The sequence below is a fragment of the Caballeronia mineralivorans PML1(12) genome (assembly GCF_001028175.1).
In the GTDB taxonomy this organism is placed as follows: domain Bacteria; phylum Pseudomonadota; class Gammaproteobacteria; order Burkholderiales; family Burkholderiaceae; genus Caballeronia; species Caballeronia mineralivorans.
Genome location: NZ_AEJF01000093.1, coordinates 21671 through 42974 on the forward strand (window position 1 = coordinate 21671; position 21304 = coordinate 42974).

14 protein-coding genes are annotated in these 21304 nt (G+C 62.0%); 9 read left to right on the forward strand and 5 right to left on the reverse strand.

What is annotated here, in order from left to right; all coding sequences use genetic code 11:
• Positions 1-4 precede the first annotated feature (4 nt).
• The 7 genes from trpA to EOS_RS15155 all read left to right on the forward strand — a co-directional run bounded on the left by trpA (position 5) and on the right by EOS_RS15155 (position 7820).
• Entirely contained in the window at positions 5-808 is an 804-nt protein-coding gene (gene trpA, locus EOS_RS15125) for a tryptophan synthase subunit alpha (RefSeq protein ID WP_047847477.1), read from the forward strand.
• A 65-nt stretch (positions 809-873) separates the two neighbouring features.
• Positions 874-1746, forward strand: a complete 873-nt coding sequence (gene accD / locus EOS_RS15130) for an acetyl-CoA carboxylase, carboxyltransferase subunit beta (protein WP_047847478.1) — start codon at positions 874-876, stop codon at positions 1744-1746.
• A 153-nt stretch (positions 1747-1899) separates the two neighbouring features.
• The gene (gene folC, locus EOS_RS15135) at positions 1900-3222 is read left to right on the forward strand and encodes a bifunctional tetrahydrofolate synthase/dihydrofolate synthase (protein WP_047847479.1); all 1323 of its coding nucleotides are present in this window, start codon (positions 1900-1902) and stop codon (positions 3220-3222) included.
• A gap of 35 nt (positions 3223-3257) precedes the next feature.
• On the forward strand, positions 3258-4133 hold the full coding sequence (locus tag EOS_RS15140) for an SPOR domain-containing protein (protein ID WP_047847480.1): 876 nt from the start codon (positions 3258-3260) through the stop codon (positions 4131-4133).
• Positions 4134-4139: 6 nt separating this feature from the next.
• Positions 4140-4676: a CvpA family protein gene (locus EOS_RS15145; protein WP_047847481.1), complete on the forward strand. Its 537-nt coding sequence runs from the start codon at positions 4140-4142 to the stop codon at positions 4674-4676.
• Positions 4677-4805: 129 nt separating this feature from the next.
• Entirely contained in the window at positions 4806-6353 is a 1548-nt protein-coding gene (purF, locus tag EOS_RS15150; RefSeq protein ID WP_047847482.1) for an amidophosphoribosyltransferase, read from the forward strand.
• A 276-nt stretch (positions 6354-6629) separates the two neighbouring features.
• Entirely contained in the window at positions 6630-7820 is a 1191-nt protein-coding gene (locus tag EOS_RS15155) for an O-succinylhomoserine sulfhydrylase (RefSeq protein WP_047847538.1), read from the forward strand.
• Positions 7821-7878: 58 nt separating this feature from the next.
• On the opposite strand, the gene EOS_RS15160 is transcribed toward EOS_RS15155, so the two are convergent.
• Positions 7879-8220, reverse strand: a complete 342-nt coding sequence (locus tag EOS_RS15160; protein ID WP_047847483.1) for an FKBP-type peptidyl-prolyl cis-trans isomerase — start codon at positions 8218-8220, stop codon at positions 7879-7881.
• Between the two features lie 253 nt (positions 8221-8473).
• Here EOS_RS15160 and EOS_RS48960 point away from each other — a divergent pair, with 253 nt between their 5' ends.
• Both EOS_RS48960 and EOS_RS15170 read left to right on the forward strand, forming a co-directional pair.
• The gene (locus EOS_RS48960) at positions 8474-9637 is read left to right on the forward strand and encodes a sensor histidine kinase (RefSeq protein WP_326972928.1); all 1164 of its coding nucleotides are present in this window, start codon (positions 8474-8476) and stop codon (positions 9635-9637) included.
• A gap of 61 nt (positions 9638-9698) precedes the next feature.
• On the forward strand, positions 9699-11099 hold the full coding sequence (locus EOS_RS15170) for a hemolysin family protein (RefSeq protein WP_047847484.1): 1401 nt from the start codon (positions 9699-9701) through the stop codon (positions 11097-11099).
• Positions 11100-11134: 35 nt separating this feature from the next.
• On the opposite strand, the gene treY is transcribed toward EOS_RS15170, so the two are convergent.
• The 4 genes from treY to glgX form a co-directional block, all read right to left on the reverse strand.
• Positions 11135-14059 (reverse strand): malto-oligosyltrehalose synthase, encoded by a 2925-nt coding sequence (gene treY, locus EOS_RS15175; RefSeq protein WP_047847485.1) that lies wholly within the window; start codon positions 14057-14059, stop codon positions 11135-11137.
• A 4-nt stretch (positions 14060-14063) separates the two neighbouring features.
• Positions 14064-16277 carry a 4-alpha-glucanotransferase gene (gene malQ / locus EOS_RS15180; protein ID WP_235442824.1) on the reverse strand — a complete coding sequence of 738 codons (2214 nt, stop codon included), beginning with the start codon at positions 16275-16277 and terminating at the stop codon, positions 14064-14066.
• Positions 16274-18145, reverse strand: a complete 1872-nt coding sequence (treZ, locus tag EOS_RS15185; protein ID WP_047847486.1) for a malto-oligosyltrehalose trehalohydrolase — start codon at positions 18143-18145, stop codon at positions 16274-16276. The genes malQ and treZ overlap by 4 nt, the downstream gene beginning before the upstream one ends.
• A gap of 78 nt (positions 18146-18223) precedes the next feature.
• A complete protein-coding gene (gene glgX, locus EOS_RS15190) occupies positions 18224-20479 on the reverse strand; it encodes a glycogen debranching protein GlgX (RefSeq protein ID WP_047847487.1) in 2256 nt (751 codons plus the stop codon).
• Positions 20480-21304: the final 825 nt, after the last annotated feature.

The window sequence follows — 21304 nt, forward strand, 5'->3', positions numbered from 1 at the left end:
ACTCATGTCCCGTATCAAAAGCACATTTGCGGCGCTGGCCGAGCAAGGCAAAAAAGGCCTGATCCCGTTCATCACGGCCGGCGATCCGAACCCTGAGCAAACCGTCGAACTTATGCACGCGCTCGCCAAGGGCGGCGCGGACGTCATCGAACTGGGAGTGCCCTTCTCCGACCCGATGGCCGATGGTCCCGTGATCCAGCGCTCGTCGGAACGCGCATTGGCGCGCGGCGTGTCGCTGAAACATGTACTCGCCGACGTCAAACGCTTCCGCGAGACCAACACCACCACGCCGGTTGTCCTGATGGGTTACGCCAACCCGATCGAACGCATGGGCACCGAAACCTTCGCCAAAGCAGCAAAAGACGCGGGCGTGGATGGTGTTCTGGTCGTCGATTACCCGCCGGAGGAATCGGTGGAATTTAGCGGATCGATGCGCGCCGCCGGCATCGATCCGATCTTCCTGCTCGCGCCCACATCGACCGATGCACGCATTGCCGCAGTCGGAAAAGTGGCGAGCGGCTATGTCTATTACGTGTCGCTGAAAGGCGTGACTGGTTCAGCAAATCTGGACGTGGCGAGCATCGCGAGTAAAATCCCGGCCATCAAGGCGCATGTCGCGTTGCCGGTGGGTGTCGGTTTTGGCATCCGCGACGCCGCATCGGCGAGGCGGGTGGCCGACGTGTCGGATGCTGTCGTGATCGGCAGCCGTCTCGTGCAATTGCTCGAAGAAGCGCCGCCAGAGAAGGCAGCGGAGATGCTGACGAGTTTTATCGCCGATATTCGCTCTGCGCTCGATTCTGCAAAATAACCCGTTTTTGCGGCCCCGAATAATCTCAAACGGGCCGCGAAACACGCGAACAAGAAGGAAACACGATGAGCTGGCTCGACAAACTGTTACCGCCGAAGATCAAGCAAACCGATCCGAAAAGCCGCAAGGGCATTCCGGAAGGGCTATGGATCAAGTGCCCGTCGTGCGAAGCGGTGCTGTACCGCAACGACGTCGAGGCGAATCTGCATGTCTGCCCGAAATGCAGTCATCACATGCGGATTGGTGCGCGCGAACGGCTGGACGGTTTGCTCGATCCGGAAGGCCGCTATGAAATCGGCCAGGAAATCCTGCCGGTCGATGCGCTGAAGTTCAAGGACAGCCGGAAGTACCCGGACCGCTTGAAAGAGGCGATGGAAGACACTGACGAAACCGATGCCATGGTCGTCATGGGCGGCGCGATCCACACCATTCCGGTTACCACGGCCTGCTTCGAGTTCTCCTTCATGGGCGGCTCGATGGGCTCAGTGGTCGGTGAACGCTTCGCCCGCGGCGCGCGCAACGCGCTCGAGCAGCGCACGCCGTTCATCTGCTTCACGGCGTCCGGCGGGGCGCGGATGCAGGAAAGCTTGCTCTCGCTGATGCAGATGGCGAAAACCACGGCCATGCTGACGAAGCTCTCCGATGCCAAGCTGCCGTTCATCTCCGTTCTCACCGATCCGACCATGGGCGGCGTGTCCGCCAGCTTCGCGTTCCTTGGCGACGTGGTGATCGCGGAACCGAAGGCGCTGATCGGCTTCGCCGGACCGCGTGTGATCGAGCAAACGGTGCGCGAGAAGCTGCCGGAAGGCTTCCAGCGCTCGGAATTCCTGATGCAGAAGGGCGCGATCGACATGATCGTGGACCGTCGCAAGATGCGCGAAGAAATTGCGCGTCTGATGGCGTTGCTGACGCTGCAACCGGCCGATTCGGTCGCCTGAGGTTTGTGTGTTTAAAGCGTCGTCTGAGCGTCGATCGCGCAGAAGGCGTTAAATGATGACGGCCCAGGCGCCGCGCGCGAACCCGCCGAGGGTCGCGCGCGGCGTTTTTGTTTCGGCATCTCCCCTTATTTTGCTGGCGAGCATCACCATTTCATGACGACTTCATCGTTCACCTTTTCGACCCTCGATGCGTGGCTCACCCACCTTGAATCGGCTCATCCGGTCGGCATCGACATGGGTTTGACGCGCATCAGCAAGGTCCGCGATGCGCTCGGACTGAGTTTCAAGTGCCCCGTGATCACGGTCGGCGGGACGAACGGCAAGGGTTCCACTTGCGCGATCATCGAAACCATCTTGCTGCGCGCGGGGTATAGCGTGGGCTGCCACACGTCGCCGCACTTGCTCGACTTCAACGAGCGCGCGCGGCTGAATGGCGTCGATGCCACCGACGCCGAGCTTCTCGAGCATTTCGAAGCCGTCGAACAAGCGCGCACGAGCTTGGCGGAGCCGGTTTCGCTGACGTATTTCGAATTCACCACGCTGGCGATCATGCGGCTGTTTGCATCGCGGGAACTGGATGCCGTGATTCTCGAAGTGGGCCTGGGCGGGCGGCTGGACGCCGTGAATATCATCGATACCGATTGCGCGATCGTGACGAGCATCGACATCGACCATACGGAATATCTGGGCGACACTCGCGAAAAAATCGGCTTCGAAAAGGCCGGGATTTTCCGCGGCGATACGCCCGCTATTTGTGGTGATCCGACGCCGCCGCAGTCGCTGATCGACCATGCGGCGGCAATCGGCGTGGATTTGTGGCTGGTCGGCCGCGATTTTCGCTACGAAACGCAGGGCGGCAACGAGCGGCAGCAATGGAGCTATATAGGTCGGACGCAGCGGCGCTCGGCGCTCGCTTACCCGGCTTTGCGCGGTGCGAATCAGCTGATCAATACATCGGCGGCTTTGGCCGCGCTCGAAGCGTTGCGCGACCGCATTCCGGTGTCCGCGCAGGACATCCGGCTGGGCCTCGCGAACGTCGAATTGCCGGGGCGTTTCCAGGTCGTGCCGGGCAAACCGCAAGTGATCCTCGACGTTGCGCACAACCCGCACGCTGCCGCCGTACTCGCTCAAAACCTCGGCAATATGGGCTTTTTTCCCTACACCTACGCGGTCTTCGGCGCGATGGGCGACAAGGATATTGCCGGGATCGTGGAACATTTGAAGGGTGAAATCGATCACTGGAACGTGACCGGCCTGCCGACCCCGCGTGGAGCCTCTGCGGCGATGCTCGAAGGCGTTTTACGCGAGGCCGGCGTCAACGACAGTGCCGACAGCAGCGTTACTCAATTCAACAATCCGGCCGACGCTTTTCAAGATGCGTTAAAGCGAGCGTCCGAAAATGATAGAATTTTGGTTTTCGGCAGTTTCCATACGGTGGCAGGCGTGATGGCCTACCGTAAATCGCAGCATCATTGAACGGACGGCCGGCCAGCCTCTCGCAAAAGCCAACCATGTCCTTTTTCTCGTTCGGCAAGAAAGACGACGCGCCTTCGGGCCGCGACGCATATTCCGACTCCCCGCGCGGCTCGCGTCAGACCGTGCGTACCGAACGCCGGACGCGCCGCAGCGACCGTCCCGAGGCCGACGCAATGATGCTCGACCCCACCTTGCCCGAAAAGCAGCGTGCGCGGCGGCGTCTGGTCGGTGCACTCGCGCTGGTCGCGGCCGCGGTGATCATCCTGCCGATGGTGCTGGATTCGCATCCGAAGCCCGTCACCGACGACATCTCCATCGATATCCCCACGCGCCCCGCAGCGCAGTTGCCCAAGACCAGTCATAGCGACGCGACGGACGCCGGCGCGGTCGATTCGTCAGCCGATACGCAAGCCGGTGTGGCGCCGGACGGTCCTGTAGCGGCTTCGGATAACGCGGCGGCAGTGGCTTCAAAGCCTGACTCGAAGCCGGCTTCTAAATCCGTAGAAACGCAAGCGCAGGCCAAAGCCGCGGCGCCGAAGCCTGAAGCGAAGCCGGCCGCACCGACGCCGACAACGACCGCTCAAGCGTCCAAGCCACCGGCAGACGCCCCAGCACCTGCACCCGCTGCGGCTGCGACCCCGAAACCGAACACGTCGGCATCCCCGGCCGGAAGTCGTTTTGTGGTCCAGATCGGTACCTTCGACGAGGACAGTGCCGCCCAGAACTGGGTGACGAAGTTGAAGGCGGCGGGAGTGCCCGCATATATCGAACATCGGAAGCAGGCTGACGGCACGACGCGCACCCTGTTGCGTGCAGGACCCTTCACCGACCGGGCGGCTGCATCGGCGGCGCTCGTGAAGGTGCGCCAAGCCGGATTGGGCGGCGGCAGCAACAACGCGTCGGCGAACTAGCTGTAGATGTTCACGAGTTTCGACTACGCGGTGATGGCCGTGATCGGCCTCTCCGCGCTGCGCGGGATGTGGCGCGGTCTGCTGGCCGAAGTGTTCGGGCTGATCGGCTGGATCGCGGCGCTGTTGATCGCCGGGCGTTTTGTCGGTGCGGTTGTGCCGTACATTCCGGCGCACTGGCCGGGCGGGGCGCTCACGCAGTGGTTGATCGCGTTTTTGCTGATTGTCGCGGCGGTGCTGGTGATATCGAGCGTGGCTGGCGCGTTGTTGACGCGCGTGACCGAAGTGGTCGGGCTGCGCGGTATCGACCGGTCGCTGGGTTTGCTGTTCGGCCTCGTGAGAGGCGCTATTCTGGTAGTGATCCTGGTCGCCCTCGCGGGCTTGACCGAACTGCCACAACACGATTTCTGGCGTAACGCCTTGTTCCGGCCCGCGGCCGAACAAGGCGTGCGAGAACTGAAACCGCTGCTTCCCGATACGCTCGCCGCGTACGTGCGCACCACGCCGGACGGCCCGAAAGATCCGTCGGCGACCCCTGCGCAATAACGCCCTGGCCCGCTACCCGAGAATCTTGCGACGGCTCGGCGCAACACCCATGCAGTCTGATCACATGTCCTGCATGAGTTGCACCGATACGCCATTTCGACCCGTTTCGACTCTTTGAAGGACCATGCCATGTGCGGCATCGTAGGCGTAGTTTCCCAGACTCCCGTCAACCAGTTGATCTATGACAGCTTGCTGCTGCTGCAGCACCGCGGGCAGGACGCGGCTGGCATTGCGACGGCGAACGGCAATAACTTCCACATGCATAAGGCCAACGGCATGGTGCGCGACGTGTTCCGCACGCGCAACATGCGCAGCCTGCCGGGTAATGTCGGCATTGGTCAAGTGCGGTATCCGACGGCCGGATCGGCATCGAGTGAGGAAGAAGCCCAGCCGTTCTACGTGAACGCACCGTTCGGCATCATCCTTGCCCACAACGGCAACCTGACGAACTGGCCGCAGTTGAAGGAGGAGATGTTCCGGATCGATCGCCGGCACATCAACACTGCGTCCGATACCGAGGTCCTGCTCAACGTCTTCGCCCACGAGCTGCAGTTGTCCAGCTCCGGCTTGCAACTCGACCCGACCGCGCTGTTCAAGGCGGTGAGCGGAGTGCATCGGCGAGTGAAGGGTTCGTATGCCATCGTTTCGCTGATCGCGGGTTACGGCCTCGTTGCTTTCCGCGACCCGTTCGGCATCCGTCCGCTGGTCCTCGGCAAGCAGGAAACCGCGACCGGTGTGGAATGGATGGTGGCGTCGGAATCGGTGGCTGTTGAAGGTATCGGCTTCGAATTCGTGCGGGACGTGGAGCCGGGCGAAGCGATTTTCATCGATAACGACGGCAATCTGCACAGCCAGCAATGTGCCGAGAACCCGAGCCTGAACCCCTGCATCTTCGAGCTCGTGTATCTTGCGCGTCCCGATTCGTGCCTCGACGGCGTGCCGGTCTACAACGCGCGTCTGCGCATGGGCGATTACCTCGCCGAGAAGATCAAGCGCGTGCTGCCGGGCGTCGCTATCGACGTGGTGATGCCTATTCCGGATTCATCGCGTCCTGCCGCCATGCAAGTGGCCGCGAAGCTGGGCGTGGAGTATCGCGAAGGTTTCTTCAAGAATCGCTATGTTGGCCGCACCTTCATCATGCCGGGGCAGGCTGTGCGCAAGAAGTCGGTGCGCCAGAAGCTGAACGCCATGGCGATCGAGTTCAAGGGCAAGAACGTGCTGATCGTCGATGACTCCATCGTGCGCGGCACGACCTCGCATGAAATCGTGCAGATGGCGCGCGATGCCGGCGCCGCCAAGGTGATTTTCGCGTCCGCTGCGCCGCCGGTGAAGTTCCCGAACGTGTACGGCATCGACATGCCCACGCGCGGCGAACTGGTCGCTCATGGCCGCACGGATGACGAAGTGGCGCGCATGATTGGCGCGGATCATCTGGTGTATCAGGACGTGGCCGACCTGAAGCAGGCCATTCGCGACATCAATCCGGCGCTGCGTGAATTCGATGCTTCGTGCTTCGACGGCAACTACATCACCGGTGATATTGATTCGGCGTATCTGGATCGGCTGGAGACGGCGCGTCTTGCGCCGCAAGCGCAGTCGGATCGTGAAGCTGCGAGTGAAGCGATGGAAGGCGGCGTATCGCGTTCGCAGTTGCACTTGCAGTTGTCGGTGGAGTGAGCTCGCGCGATAAGCGCGTGGCGGTCGTGATAGGATTGGGTTTGCGTCGATTTGAGATCAGCTTGCGGACGCGGGTTTGGATGAACGGGCTAGATTGTTAGCCTGAGTCGGAACCCGAAACAGCTAAAGCGAACCGGTGGCGAATCTGGACCACGCACCGGCGACGCTACAGGCTTTTCCGCACCGAGCCCGCTCATGCTGACGCAGAAGCGGGCTTTTTTGCGTCCCGGTTTTCTGGCCGGGCTAAATGAATAGATGTGAATGGAAAACACGAACATGGACGAAAACTTCAACTTCGATACGCTCGCCGTCCGCGCGGGAACCTTGCGCAGTGATTTCAACGAGCACTCGGAAGCGATTTTCCTGACGTCGAGCTTTGTGTTCAAAAGCGCCGCGCACGCAGCGGAGAGCTTCAAGAACGCCGAAGAGGCTTACACGTACTCGCGCTTCACGAACCCGACCGTCGCGATGTTTCAAAACCGCTTGGCGGCGCTTGAAGGCGGCGAGGCGTGCATGGCGACGGCCTCAGGCATGGCCGCGATCATGTCGGTGGTGATGTGCTCGATGCAGCAGGGCGATCACCTGGTGAGTTCGAAGAGTTTGTTCGGATCGACGGTCGGGATGTTCTCGCAGATATTCACCAAGTTCGGCATTACGACCACGTTCGTCGATCCCACCAATCTCGATGAATGGCGTGCCGCCGTGCGTCCCGAGACGAAGATGTTTTTCCTCGAAACGCCGTCGAATCCGCTGACGGAGATTGCGGATATTGAGGCGATCGGGAAGATTTCGAAGGAAGTGGGTGCGCTGTTTGTCGTCGATAACTGCTTCTGTAGCCCGGCGTTGCAGCAGCCGCTGAAACTGGGCGCGGATGTCGTCATGCATTCGGCCACCAAGTTCCTCGATGGTCAGGGACGCGTGCTGGGAGGTGCGTTGGTGGGGTCGAAGCAGTTCATCATGGAGAAGGTGTTTCCGTTCGTGCGCAGTGCTGGGCCGACGTTGTCGGCGTTTAATGCGTGGGTGTTGTTGAAGGGGATGGAGACGCTGTCGCTGCGGGTGGAGAAGCAGTCGGCGAATGCGCTGGAGATTGCGCGCTGGCTGGAGACGCATCCGGCGATCGAGCGGGTGTTCTATCCGGGGCTCGAGTCGCATCCGCAATATGCCATTGCAAAAAAGCAGCAGAAGGCGGGTGGGGCGATTGTGTCGTTCGAGTTGAAGGGCGAGACGCGTGAGGAGCAGCGTGCGAATGCGTGGCGTGTGATCGATGCGACGAAAATCTGTTCGATCACCGGCAATCTTGGGGATACGCGTACGACTATCACGCATCCATCAACGACAACGCACGGGCGCTTGACGCCTGAGGTCCGCGAAGCAGCGGGGATTAGGGAAGGGTTGATCCGGCTCGCGGTCGGGCTGGAAAATGCCGGGGATATTCGCGCGGATCTGGAGCGTGGGTTGAACGGCTAGACCCAGTGTTTTTCGCTCGCGCCGCCGGCAGAACCCCGTCCGCCAGCGCGAGCAAACCTTAAACTTCCAGCAATTCCACTTCAAACACGAGCGTCGCATTCGGCGGAATCACGCCACCGGCGCCTCGCACGCCATAGCCCAGTTGCGGCGGAATGGTCAGCTTGCGCTTGCCGCCCACTTTCATTCCCTGCACACCTTCGTCCCACCCCTTGATGACCATCCCGCCGCCTAGCACAAAAGCGAACGGATCATTACGGTCATGGCTGGAGTCGAACTTCTGGCCGTCCGTGAGCCAGCCGGTGTAATGCACGCTCACCGACTTGCCGGCGACGGCTTCAGCGCCTTCACCCACTGCTAAATCTTCATACTTGAGGCCTGAGTCGGTCGTCACGATCGCCATATAAAACTCCTTGGAAAGCCGGCACCGCCAGCGGGTTTCGAAAGCGGTATTGTAGGGCCTTCGGCCAGCATCGTTACACTGGGCGAAGCGCGTACGACGTTTGCTGCACGCCCTGGCGAATATCTCGTTAATGGGGAGAAGGGGCGGCCGGCCCCGCGAGAGAGAGCCCGGAAACACTCCCCTATAATGACCAGTCATCTCGATAACGCCGGGCAAGATACTCGCATTCATCAACGCTCAAGGACTTCCAATCGTGACAACGTCTTTTTCCGGCACGGTCGAAACGGGGCGCGCTCCGCGTCCTGAAGCGCCGGTCGCGGGTACGGACGGCGTGCTCGTGCTGGATACCGCACAGCGCTGTCTGTCAGCCGATACCGTGCTCGCGCATCTGTTCGATCTCGACGCGGGCGCATTAGAAGGCCGCGCTCTCACCGATACCGCCTTACCCAAACCCCTGATTGCCGTACTCGCCGAAGTCGCCGACGCTGCGCTTGTCGCTGGCAGCGTACGGCGCGCGAAGGTATCGATTGACGAGAGCGAGGGGGCTCCGTCGAGATCGCGTGCGTTCGTCATCCTCGCGCTGCCCGGCAGCGCCGGCGGGGCCGACACCGTGACGCTGATCGTCTCGCCTTACTGCCCGGGTGCGTCGACATCGGGAGGGGCCGCGCCGGCGCAAACCGACGAGCGCAGCGCTCATCTGCGTGCCGAAGCGGCGTTGTTCATGCGCGATCATGTGCTCGGGGTCGTGTCGCACGATCTACGCGGTCCGTTGAATGCCATCCATAGCTGGGGCTACGTGCTGGAGCGCAAAGTCGATGTCGCCGATGCCGCCGCCCAGCGCGCGCTCGGCGGGATTCGCTCGGGCGTGGAACAGCAGGTGAAGTTGATCGAGCAGTTCATCGATACCACCCGCGCCGAGACCAAAACACTCGCGCTCAACCGCGCGCCACTTGCGCTGCGGCAACTGGTCGAACACGCTGCCACGCAGGCACGCTCCAGTCTGGCAAGTGCGCGGCACGTGACGTTGCTCATGGAATCGTCGTTGGCGGAGGAGCAAATCAGCGCCGACAGCGAACGTCTCACCCAGGCGCTCTGGCTGATGCTTGCGTTCGCCACCGAAGCGAGCGCGGCGGGATCGACGGTCGTGTTGGACGCCCGCGCGGAGGGCGGCTCGTTCAGCGCGGTCGTCACGTTCACCGCATCGCAGAAAGCGCTTCTCGATCCCAAACTCCCTCACGCGCTCGAAGGTTTTGCCCGCAAGCAGGCGACGTTACCCCGGGAAGCGGCGCGCATCGCGTGGGGGCTAGCGCTATGCAAACGCGTGGCCGAAGCGCACAGCGGCACCTTCGAACACGACGATTTCGCCGATGGGGCAACCGTCGCGCTCAGGTTTCGCGTGCCGTTGAGCGCTGCCTGATTTAACTTTCGATCAGCTTGCACCTCTATACTGGCGGTTTCATTTTGCGGAGCAGGTCGCTTTGAATCAGGTTGTCGCGCTAATTGGTGCCTTGTTGCTCGTCGCGTTGAACGGGTTTTTCGTCGCGGCCGAGTTCGGACTCGTCAAGCTGCGCGTCACGCGCGTCCAGGCGATCGCACGGTCGAACGGCATGCCGGGGCGCTTGCTGGCGAAGGTCCACGGCAAGCTCGACGTGTATTTGTCGGCGTGTCAGCTCGGCATCACGCTGGCGTCACTGGGGCTCGGCTGGCTGGGCGAACCGGCGTTCGCCGCATTGCTGCATCCGTTGTTCGCGCTTGCCGGTATCGAATCGACCAAGCTGATCGATGCCATCTCGCTGTTTTTCGCGTTCTCCTGTATTTCGTTCCTGCATATCGTGGTGGGTGAACTCGCGCCGAAATCGTGGGCGATCAGGCGTGCGGAACAAGTCGGCCTGTGGGTCGCGATGCCGCTCTACGGCTTCTACTGGGCGATGTATCCGTTTATCTGGGTGCTGAATTCGAGCGCGAATTTCGTGCTGCGGCTGTTCGGGCTCGGAGCGGAACATGGCAGCGACGCCCACTATTCCACCGATGAACTCAAGCTGATCCTGCGAGGCCGCCGCTTGAGCGGGGCATCGAAGGCTCCTTTGCCATCCGCAACCGGGTCGGCTGGGTCTGCTTATAACGCCGATGAGTGGAATACCATCGCTCATTCGCTCGATTTCAGCCGCATGACGGTCTCTGATCTAATGCGCCCGAATCACGAAATGGTCGGCCTGCGCAACGACGTGCCGATGCGCGAAAACATGCAGGTGATCGCACGCCACCGCTTTAGCCGCTATCCGCTTTTCGCCGATGCCTCCGGCGAACGCGTGCTCGGCATGATTCACCTGAAAGATCTGCTGCTCGCACGCGATGGCGCCGGGCGCGGCCTGATGCAAGGTTTGACGCGACAGGACACGAAGCAGGATGCGCTGGCGCGCCACGTGCGGCCGGTGCAGTACGTGGCGGGTAATCTATCGGCGCTCGAATTGTTCCGCCGTTTTCGCAAGGGCGCGCCGCATTTTGCGCTGGTCGGACGCAAGGGCCAGAAACCAATCGGATTCCTGACGCTCGATAACTTGCTGGGCGCGCTGGTCGGCCAGATTCACGACGAGTTTCGCCAAGGCGATGCCGACTGGTCGCGCATGGACGACGGCACGCTGATGGGCAAGGGCAGCTTGCCGGTGGTATCGCTGGAACGGGCGTTGGGGATTGATATTGACGAAGGGCAGGCGGAATCGGTCGGCGGGCTTGTCATCAACGCGCTGGGCGATCTGCCTAGCGAAGGCCAGCGAATCGGTTTCGATCGTTTCGATATTGTGGTGAAGAAGATGAACGGGCCGCGGATCGTGCTCGTGCGCGTGTATCCGCATGAAGAGGCGGCGCAGGAAGCGGAGTGATTTTCGCCCCGTTTTTTTGCGGGCCGGTGTCAATTTCAAACCCGTGGCACCCCTTCCTCCATCAGCAACGCGACGGGCATCGCCACCAGCGCGTCGCGCATGAACAAGCGCTGGCCATCGGACTTGGGCGCGTTCGGACTCAGCCAGTCGAACAACGCGCGCGAAGCCAGCGCTTCCGGCAAAACGACCGCTGTATCTCCCCAATGCGCGGCATCGACCAGCGGCAGGCCGGTATCGTTTTCAGCCAGCAGCGAATCGGCCAGCCGCGTCGCGATAACCACCGCGTACGCGCTCCCCACATGCCGCGCAAACGCGATCACGCTATCCGCATGCGCGCCTTCCACCTTCAGCGGCACGTAAGCGCCCTGTTCGAACAGCGAATGCGCGTGCGCCCTTAGGGCAAGTGAACGCCGCACGATACCGAGCTTCACCCGGCCATCGCGCCAGTTCTTCAATTGCTCCGATGGCGCTCCCTCAGCTTCGCCTTCACTCAGCCACGCGCGCCGCTGCTCGAAGTCGACCGGCCGCCGGTTGTCAGGATCGACGAGACTGAAATCCCATAGTTCGGTGCCCTGATAAAGATCCGGCACGCCCGGCGATGTCAGCCGCAACAGCGTCTGCTGGAAACTATTGATCGCGCCGGTCCGCGAGACGCGCTCGACAAACGCCGGCAATTCGCCGAGAAAACCGTCGCGACGCTGGGGCGCGAGGATATCGAAGAGAAAATCGCGGCAGGCGTTTTCGTACGCCTCGTCGGGAGCGAACCAGCCCGTGCGTAACTTGGCCTCACGCAGCGCTTTCAGCTGCCACGCGCTTACCCGTTCGGCGAGTTCTTTCACGCCGGCCTGATCGTCGGGGGAGAGCGTCGGCGGCCAGCAGCCCACCAGCGTCTGATACAGCATGGCTTCGGCCGCAGCGCCCGGCGCCCAGCCGTGTTCATCGCTCTTCAATACACGCCGGTGCGGCGTGTTCAACGTCGACCAGCTTCGCAGCGTCGCGGCCCATTCGCCGGGAATTTCGCTCAATCCCGCGATCCGCGCGCGGACGTCTTCGCCGCGTTTGTGATCGTGCGTCGCGGTGGCGAGCATCGCGTTCGGGAAGCGTTTGGCACGTTCGAGATTGCCTGCGTGGAACGCGTCGACCGACAGTGAAAACTCGCCTGGATCGGCACCTACTTCGTTGCGTGAGATGAGGCGGCCGTATCGATAACACGCGGTGTCTTCAATCGCCTTCGCCGCCACCGGCGACGTCAGTTGGGAGAACAAAGTTTGCGCGTTACGCCGATGTGAACCGCTCGAATTCGAGCCGGCGCTATTCGCCTGCAGATTCTGGTTCTGACCATTCGCCGCCTGACGATCACGCTCACGATCCTTTCCGCGGTCGAGCAAACGTTCCCGTTCACGTGGTTTCTCTTCGACGGCTTCGTCGCCGCCCAGACCGCCGAGCCACTGCGCGACTTGATCAAGGATAGCCAGATCGGCGGGTGCCAGCGCGGCCTTCGCGGCTTCATAAGCCTGTGAGAAAAAGCGTTCGTCGTCTTCGCTGCGCTGGCCGCCGACCGGATAGATCCGGTACACGGGAAAGTGCACCACAAGTTCAGCCACCACTCGCCGCAGCGATGAATACGTGAAGTCGCGGGTAACGGGCGTATCGCGGGCGATCCGCTGCAACGCGCGCGCGGCGCGGTCGAGTTCCGCCGACAAGTTCTCCGACAGGATCTTGCGCCGCGCAGCTTCGGCTTCGACGGCAAAGTCGGCCGAACGTCCAGACAACTCGGCCCAGCTTTCTGCCAACGGTTCGGCGCCGCGCGGATCGTGCAGCAACGCGCCGACGTCGTTCATGAAGTCGTAGCCGGTGGTGCCGTCGATGCGCCAGTCGTCACGCACGGGTTCACCGCGCGCCAGGATTTTCTCGATGACGAAATACGTGCGGCCGTTCTGCAAATTTTCAGGCCGATATTCCGCGAGTTCTTCAAGCCGGCTGCGCAATCGCTGGCAATATTCGCGCGGCTCGGCGAGGCCATCGACGTGATCGATCCGCACGCCGTCGATCAGCCCTTCCGTGAACAGCCGGAAAATCAGCGCATGCGATGCCTCGAACACTTCGGGGCGCTCTACGCGCATGCCGCCGAGCGTGCTGACGTCGAAGAAACGCCGCCAGTTCACTTCGTCGGCGGCTGTCCGCCACCAGGCGAGCCGGTAATGCTGCCGTTCCAGCAAACGATGCAAACGGTCGCGGCCGACGGGGTTGTCGCCGGAATGGGCTTGCACGGCGGTATCGATGGCTTGTTTACCTTCGATCGTTGCCGCGAATTCTTTCAAAGCCGCTCGCGCTTCGTCGGCGCGCGGTTGATCGCCGGGTTGCGTCGAGAGGCCCGTGAAGCGCCGCGCCATCTCCGGCGCGTGGTCCTGCAACACGGACGTGTAGTCGAGCGGGCTCACCGGAAACGTGTGCGCGTAATACTCGATCTTGAAGCGTCCTGCGTCGGCGTCGAACACGAGTTTGATCTTGCCGCCCTGCAATTCCTCGCCGTACGCGGCTCCCAGGAACGGCGCGAGCACCTTGCCACGCAACGCGGGGTCAGGCGAATGCCAGTCCACGTCGAAATAGCGCGCATGCGCGGCGTGACGTCCCCATTCCAGGATATCCATCCACCAGAGGTTTTCCGAACCTCCCACGCCCATGTGATTCGGCACCACGTCCACGATCACGCCCATCTCGTGCGCCCGCAGCTTTTCAACGAAGCGCCTCAAGCCTTCCTCACCGCCGAGCTCCGGATTGACCCGCGTGTAATCCACCGTGTCGTAACCGTGCGTCGAACCGCTGGTCGCGGTCGTGACCGGTGACAAATACGCGTGGCTGATCCCCAGCGCCGCCATGTAGTCGACCTGACGCGCGGCGTCGTCGAAGGTGAAATCCTTGTGTAGCTGCAGCCGGAGCGTGGAGCGCGGAACGGTCATGGTGTCAGTCGGTGGGTGAAGCGTTATGCGTGGCCGCCTTCGTCTGGGCGGATTTCTGTCGTGCCTGGTCGATAGCGAGCAGGCGGCCGACGAACGAATCGTCGTCGAAGAGTTCGGATACGGGTGCAGCGAGCCGCCGGCGCCAGTTCGGATGTTCGTCGATGGAACCAGGCAGGTTCGGCATCTCGGCGAGCGCGAGCAGATCTTCCAGCGGATAGATCGCGAGCGGCGCGGGCGTGGACGCCACGAACGCGAGCGCTTCGTCGACCGGTGCGGTCTGCGGGGAGATATCGGCGGGCACGGAGACGTCGGGCGCGGCGACACCGGCTTCCTGAAAGGCAGACCACAGCAATTTACGATCCTCGCCGCGTTCCACTTGCGCCAATTCCACCGGATCCTGCCCGTCGGCCCTCGCGGCAGTCTGACCAATCTTCGAGCGCCACACGATGTCTTCGCCGATCCACCAGCCGGTAACGGTCGGCAGGTCGTGCGTGGTGGTGGTCGCGGCCACGTCGTGATCCCAGTCGGCCGGCGCCTTGAAACCCGGCCCTTTTTCCGCGCGTTCGAACCAGAGTACGCGGATGCCGAGTAGACCATGTTCTTGCAAGCGTTCGCGAAAACCGGGTGGAACGGTGCCGAGATCCTCGCCGATTACGATGGCCTTATGCCGCCACGATTCGAGCGTAATCAGCCGCAGCAGGTCGTCGAGCGGATAACGCAGATACGCGCCGTTCTTCGCGCTTTCGCCATCGGGCACGAGCCAGAGGCGCCTCAAACCGAGAATGTGGTCGATGCGAATCCCGCCCGCGAGCGTGAACGCGGCACGGAGCATATCGATAAACGCCGAAAAGCCCTGCGTGCGCATCGCGCGCGGTGAAAACGTGGTGAGACCCCAAGACTGCCCGGCCTGGTTGAACAAATCGGGCGGCGCGCCGACGGACACGCCTTGCAGCATTTCATCGCGATACGACCACGCGTGGCTGCCCGCGCTGTCGCAACCCACGGCCAGATCCGCGATCAAACCGATCGCCATGCCCGAGTCGCGCGCGACGTGTTGCGCGTGCGACAAGCCTTTGGCGGCGAGCCATTGCGCGAACAGGAAAAAATCGACTTCGTGTTTGTGCGCGGCGGCGAATTCCGCAACGGCCGTGCTGCGCGGATCGCGCAATTCATCGGCCCAGTTGCGCCAGTAACCTTCGTTGGTTTCCTTCAATTGTGCTGCCTGCAGTGCTTCGAAGCGCGCATGGTCTTCCAGTGCGCGCCCGCCGCGCTTTACGAACCGCGCGAAGTCCATGTGCAACATGTCGTTGTCTTGCGCGTTGAACTGCGCGAACAACGCGCGCAGCACGGCCAGTTTCGCCGTCACCACGCGCGGCCAGTCGATCAGCTGCAGCGTTTCGAGTTTGGCGAATTCATCGGCGACACCGGCTGCCTCGTGCGCCGCTTGCGCCGCTTCCGGTCCCATCACTGCCGCCGGATCGATGTGTGCAATGTTCAGGAACAAACGCGACGACGGTGAATACGGGCTGAATTTATGCGGCTCGGCGCTGAACATCGCGTGCATGGGGCTGACCGCGATCGCGTGACCGCCGCGCTGCGCGCTTTCGGCGGCGAGTGTCGCCAGCGCGGAAAAATCGCCGACGCCGCCATCGCCCGTGCGCCGCAGACCGTAGACTTGCGCGGCGATGCCCCACATCGGCGGAGTTGTTTCAGTGGCAGGATCGAGCGCGCGCCAGGCGTCGTCGATGGTGTAGCAGCGGGCCGGCGCGACGGCGAGCGTCGTGCGCTGCTCGTTGATCACGAGCGTGTGATAACCCGGCTCGGAGATTGGCGAGAGCAGCGCGATTTCCCCTTTCGGCGAGGTAAACCGCCCATCGATCACCGCACCGCTTTCCAGTTCGATCCGATATCGCGCACCCGTTTTCACGGCTGCCATCGGCAGGGAAATGCCGCGATCGACTTCCGCTGTCATCAGCGGCGGCAACTTTCGCCCGGACAATTCGGCGTCGAGCGTGGCTGTACTCTGCTTGAGTTGCGTGGCGTTGCCGCAGGGCAGGCCGAGGCGTTCCAGCAGCACTTTCAGCGTGTTTTCCGGCACACGCTGGATCTGCTTGTGCGCGTCTTGCCACTCGACCTCGAAACCGGCCTTGGTGGCGAGCGCCTCGATGGCGCTGGGGGTTTTATCCGGCGTAGCCGGGGTGTCGATGGTCGTGCTCACGAGGTTTTCCCCGAAGCTTTGACGCGGCGGGCGTCATGATTAAACGCGGCATCGGCGAAATCGCCCGTCAGCCACGCGATAAAAGTTTCCGCGCCAAGCTCGCCACGATCCGCCGCATCGCGGGCACGAGCCGGCGTTTCGAATACGACCTTGCCCGGCGGATGGCCGGTGAGCGGGACGGCTTTCTTGTCCAGGTTCAGCGCGATGGAATAGGTGCTGCCGTCGCCAAGCCGCCAGTTCGCCAGCACCGCTTTCTCGCCAATAACCTTGGCGCCGAGCGCCTTCGCGCTCTTCAGATGCGGCATCAGCAGCTTCGTGCGCACGGCCAGCGCCGAGCGATAGAAGTGGAGCCAGTCCATGTGATCGGCGGCTTGCTTGCTTTCATCCGGCGACGACATCCTGAATGTTTCGATGCCGTTGGGATCGGGAATCCGGGCGCGGCGTTTTTCGTCGGAGAACGCGGAGAACTTGGCAAATTCCTTGCGACGGCCTTCGCGTACGGCATCGGCAAGTTCGTCGTGATAGTCGGTGAAGAACAGGAACGGCTGCGTGGAGCCGTGCTGCTCTTCCATGAACAGCATGGGGATTTGCGGGCTGAGCAACATCAAGCCCGTTGCGGCGTAGAGCGCGTCTTCGCTGCAAAGCGAACGCAGGCGCTCGCCCATCGCGCGATTGCCGACCTGATCGTGATTTTGCAGAAACATCACGAAAGCCGTGGGCGGCAAGTGAGCGCTTGGTTCGCCGCGCGGCTTGCCGTCGTGAATGGGCGAGGGCTCGCCTTGGTACACAAACCCTTCGCTCAGCACGCGCGCGAGTTTTTGTATCGGCTGGTCGCTGTACGCACCGTAATAACTCTCGTCTTCGCCGGTCAGCAGCACATGCAGCGTGTTGTGCGAGTCGTCGCTCCATTGCGCGTTGAAATGCGTCTCGAGCAGGTTCGACGTGTTGTGCTCGTTCTCCAGCACCAGATGCACATGCCGGCCCGCTTCCACCGACGAACGCACGCGATCCGCCAGTTCGCGCAGCCATTCGTCGTCGTTGATGGCGTGGACGGCGTCGAGGCGCAGGCCATCGAAGCGATATTCCTTCAGCCAGTACAGCGCGTTGTCGAAGAAGAAGTCGCGCACTTGCGGGCGTTCGAAATCGATCGCCGGACCCCACGGCGTATTTACGCCTTCGCGGAAAAACGACTTGGCGTAAGCGCTCAGATAGTTGCCGTCCGGGCCGAAGTGGTTATAGACCACGTCGAGGAAGACCATCAGGCCGACGCCATGCGCGGTATCGATGAGCGTCTTCAGTTCGTCCAGCGTGCCGTACGCCGAGTCGGGTGCGTAGGGCAGCACGCCGTCGTAACCCCAGTTGCGGCTGCCGCTGAAGTCGTTGAGCGGCATCAGTTCGATTGCTGTCACGCCAAGGTGCGCGAATTCCTTCAGGCGGCGCGTGACGCCGGCATAACCGCCCAGCGCGCCGACGTGCACTTCGTACAGCACGGTTTCTTCCCACGGCCGGCCATGCCAGTTCGTGTTTTCCCAGCGAAAGGCGCGTGGATCGATGACTTCGCTTGGACCGTGGACGTCGTCGGGCTGGAACCGGGAGGTCGGATCGGGCACCGCCAGATCCGCATTAATTCGATAACGGTAGCGCGTGCCCGCACCGCCCTCGGCGAGCGCTTCGAACCAGCCGCCGCCGGTAGGCGTCATGTCGATGAGCGTGGGTTTCTGGTCGTCGCCATAAAGCTCCAGTTGCACCGTCTTGAGCGTTGGCGCCCAGAAGCGATACCGCGAGTGACCCGCATCGGTGAGATGGGCACCGAAGGGCAGGCAATAGGCGTGGTGATGCTTGTGCGGATCGATCGGGGTTTCGGACATGATGTGTGTGCCTTCGGTGCGCTTTCGAATACTTGGCGTGAGTCTGCCCGGTGTCTTTGCATGACGTCCTTGAGCCGTTCAATTTTCCTCCTTTGCAGGCGGCGCAGGTTCGGGCACTTTCCAGGGTTCTGCTGTCCGTCTCGATCCGATCGTGCCGGGGTCCGGCGGCAACGCCGTCAAGAGCCGCGGCCCTTCGTGCGCGCCGGCCATCCATACAGCCTGCCAGTCAGCGTCCCCGGTCGGCTGCGCCAGCAGCACAGCCACGCTGTGCGCCTGAATCTCCAGTTCTCCACCGATCAGTGGGTGCTGCAAGCCGTCAGGCGCAGCGCTATCCATGAGCACATTCCATTCCAAGTGCGGCGCGGGCGGCGTGAAGGTCAGCGCTTGTGCTGAACCGTTCATCATGATCAGGATGACATCCACTTCCCCGTTGAGACCGGGCCCCGCTCGACGCAGCGTTAGCGCGCGTCCTTCGGGATCCTGCCACGCGTCGATGGTCAGCGCCGCGCCGCGCTCGTCGAACCAGCCGACGTCATAGAGCCCCGGCAACACTTCACGATCGCCGTGGAGAAAGCGCATTTCCCGCAATATCGGGTAGTTTTTGCGCAGTGCGATGACGCGTGCGACGAACTCCGTCATCGTGCGGCCAGCCGGGGACTCTGCCAGGCTCCAGTCCATCCACGAAATCTCGTTGTCCTGGCAGTACGCGTTATTGTTGCCGCGTTGCGTGCGGCCGAATTCGTCGCCGCCGAGCAGCATCGGCGTGCCGAGCGAGAGCAGGTTCGTCGCGATCAGCGCGCGGGCCACGCGGCCGCGCGTTTCGAGGATCTCGGGATCGTCGGTCGGGCCTTCCACACCCCAGTTTGTGCTGCAGTTTTCGTTGTGGCCGTCGTTGTTGCCCTCCTGATTTGCTTCGTTGTGTTTCTGCTCGTACGACGTCACGTCCACGAGCGTAAAACCGTCGTGCGACGCCACGAAATTCACCGATGCCCATGGCTTCCTGAATCGCCGGTGGAACAGTTCGGCCGAGCCGGTAAGACGCGCGGCGAGATCGGGCCGCACGCCTGCGTCGCCACGCCAGAAGCGGCGTACGCCGTCGCGGAATTTATCGTTCCATTCGGCGAAGCCGGGCGGGTGATTGCCGACCTGATAACCGTCCGGGCCGATGTCCCACGGTTCGGAAATCATCTTGCGCGTGTTGAGGACCGGGTCTTGGCGGATGGCGTCGAAGAAGCCGGAACCGGGGTCGAAACCGTGGCCTTCGCGGCCTAGCGTTACGCCGAGATCGAAGCGGAAGCCATCGATGTTGAAGGCCGTCGCCCAGTAGCGCAGCGAGTCCATGACCATTTGCAGGACGCGTGGATGCGACAGGTTCACTGTATTGCCGCAACCGGTGTCGTTGATGTAGCGCCGTTCGTCGCCGGGGATCAGGCGGTAGTAGCTGGCGTTGTCGAGGCCGCGCCATGACACGGTCGGCCCTTGCTCGTTGCCTTCGCAGGTGTGGTTGTAGACCACGTCGAGAATCACTTCGATGCCTGCCGCGTGGAGCCGGCGCACGGCGATGCGCATTTCGTTCAGCCGGTTGGTCGACAGATACGAGGGTTCTGGCGCGAAGAACGCTGCCGTGTTGTAGCCCCAGTAATTTTTGAGACCGCGTTCGACCAGGAAGCGGTCGTTGAGAAACGCGTGCACGGGCAGGAATTCGACGGCGGTCACGCCGAGCTTTTGCAAGTGTTCGATGAACCATGGCGAGGACAACGCCGCGAACGATCCGCGTTCGTGCTGGCGGATGTCGTTGCGCAGCATGGAGGTGCCGCGCACGTGGGTTTCGTAGATGACGGTTTCGCCCCAGGGGACGTTGGGACGGGTGTCGCGGGACCAGTCGAAGGCGTCGTCGGTGACAACGCATTTGGGGGTGGCGGGGGCTGAATCGCGTCGATCCATTGACAGGTCGAGCCGGTTCGAATGCACGCGATAACCGAACAGCGCGTCGGACCAGCGCCATTGGCCGACCAGTTTTTTGGCGTAGGGGTCGAGGAGTAGTTTGTGCGGGTTGAAGCGATGGCCGTGGTGCGGTTGGTAGGGGCCGTGTGCGCGGAAGCCGTAGACTGTGCCGGGGTGTGCGCCTGGGAGGTAGCCGTGCCAGATTTCATCGGTGCATTCCGGCAGTTCGAAGCGCGCGAGTTCCTTGCGCCCGGTGGTGTCGAAGAGACACACTTCGATTTTTTGTGCGTTCGCGGAGAACACTGCGAAGTTGACGCCTAAACCGTCCCAGTTGGCTCCGAGCGGGTAGGCCGCGCCCGGGAGTAACTTGTCGGGAAATGAATTAGCCATGGATTTTCCGTTCGCACTCGGTTTGGTTTTGGGGTTTTTGGGGCGGTCAGGGGTGGTCGGGCTTGTTGCTGGGCTGCCGGTTCAGGGTTAGCGGTCGGGGTTTATGCCGGGTTGGTGCTTTCGGCCTTAGCGGTCTGCATGAGTCGGATTTTCTCTTTATCACTATTAGCCACTGTGCGTGGCGGCACGTCATTTCTTTTTCCAAAGCGACAAAGAAACGAAGCAAAGAAAGCGCTTTCCAACCATCGGCAAGTTAGTGTCCCTAGCGTGCAGTTCCGATGTCTCTGGCACTTAAATAGCACGGTGCTCGCCAGACTCAAGAATGTTTGAAGCCCGACCTCTCCGAACACAGATACCCATACGCTTCGCCACCAGTGACTGAGCCTGCCTAAGGGACATCCCGCGCTATCCGCGAACAACCAGCTCAAGAAAGAAGCACGCAGTCCACGCGGCAAAACCAAAAACCTGTCAGCCGCCGCCCCTACTCACTCACCACCCAACCGGCAACAAACAAATCAACAAGCTGTGCAAGACACGAGTGAACGAACACGTGAGGCCGTAATGGTCCGTGGACCATCGTGCTTGCCCGAGAGCGTTGGGGGCGAAGCGTGTTCGTGTCAGGATTCGCGAGAAGGAGGGGTTCAAACATCCTTCAGTCTGGCGAGCACCGTGCTATCAGGTGCCAAAAACTTCTAGCCTGCACGCTAGGGACACCAACTAGCCGATTGTTGGGAGGCGTTTTCTTTGCTTCTGTTTCTTTTTCGCCGGTGGAAAAAGAAATGAAGTGCCGCCACGCACAGTGGCTAACAGTGATAAAGAAAACAG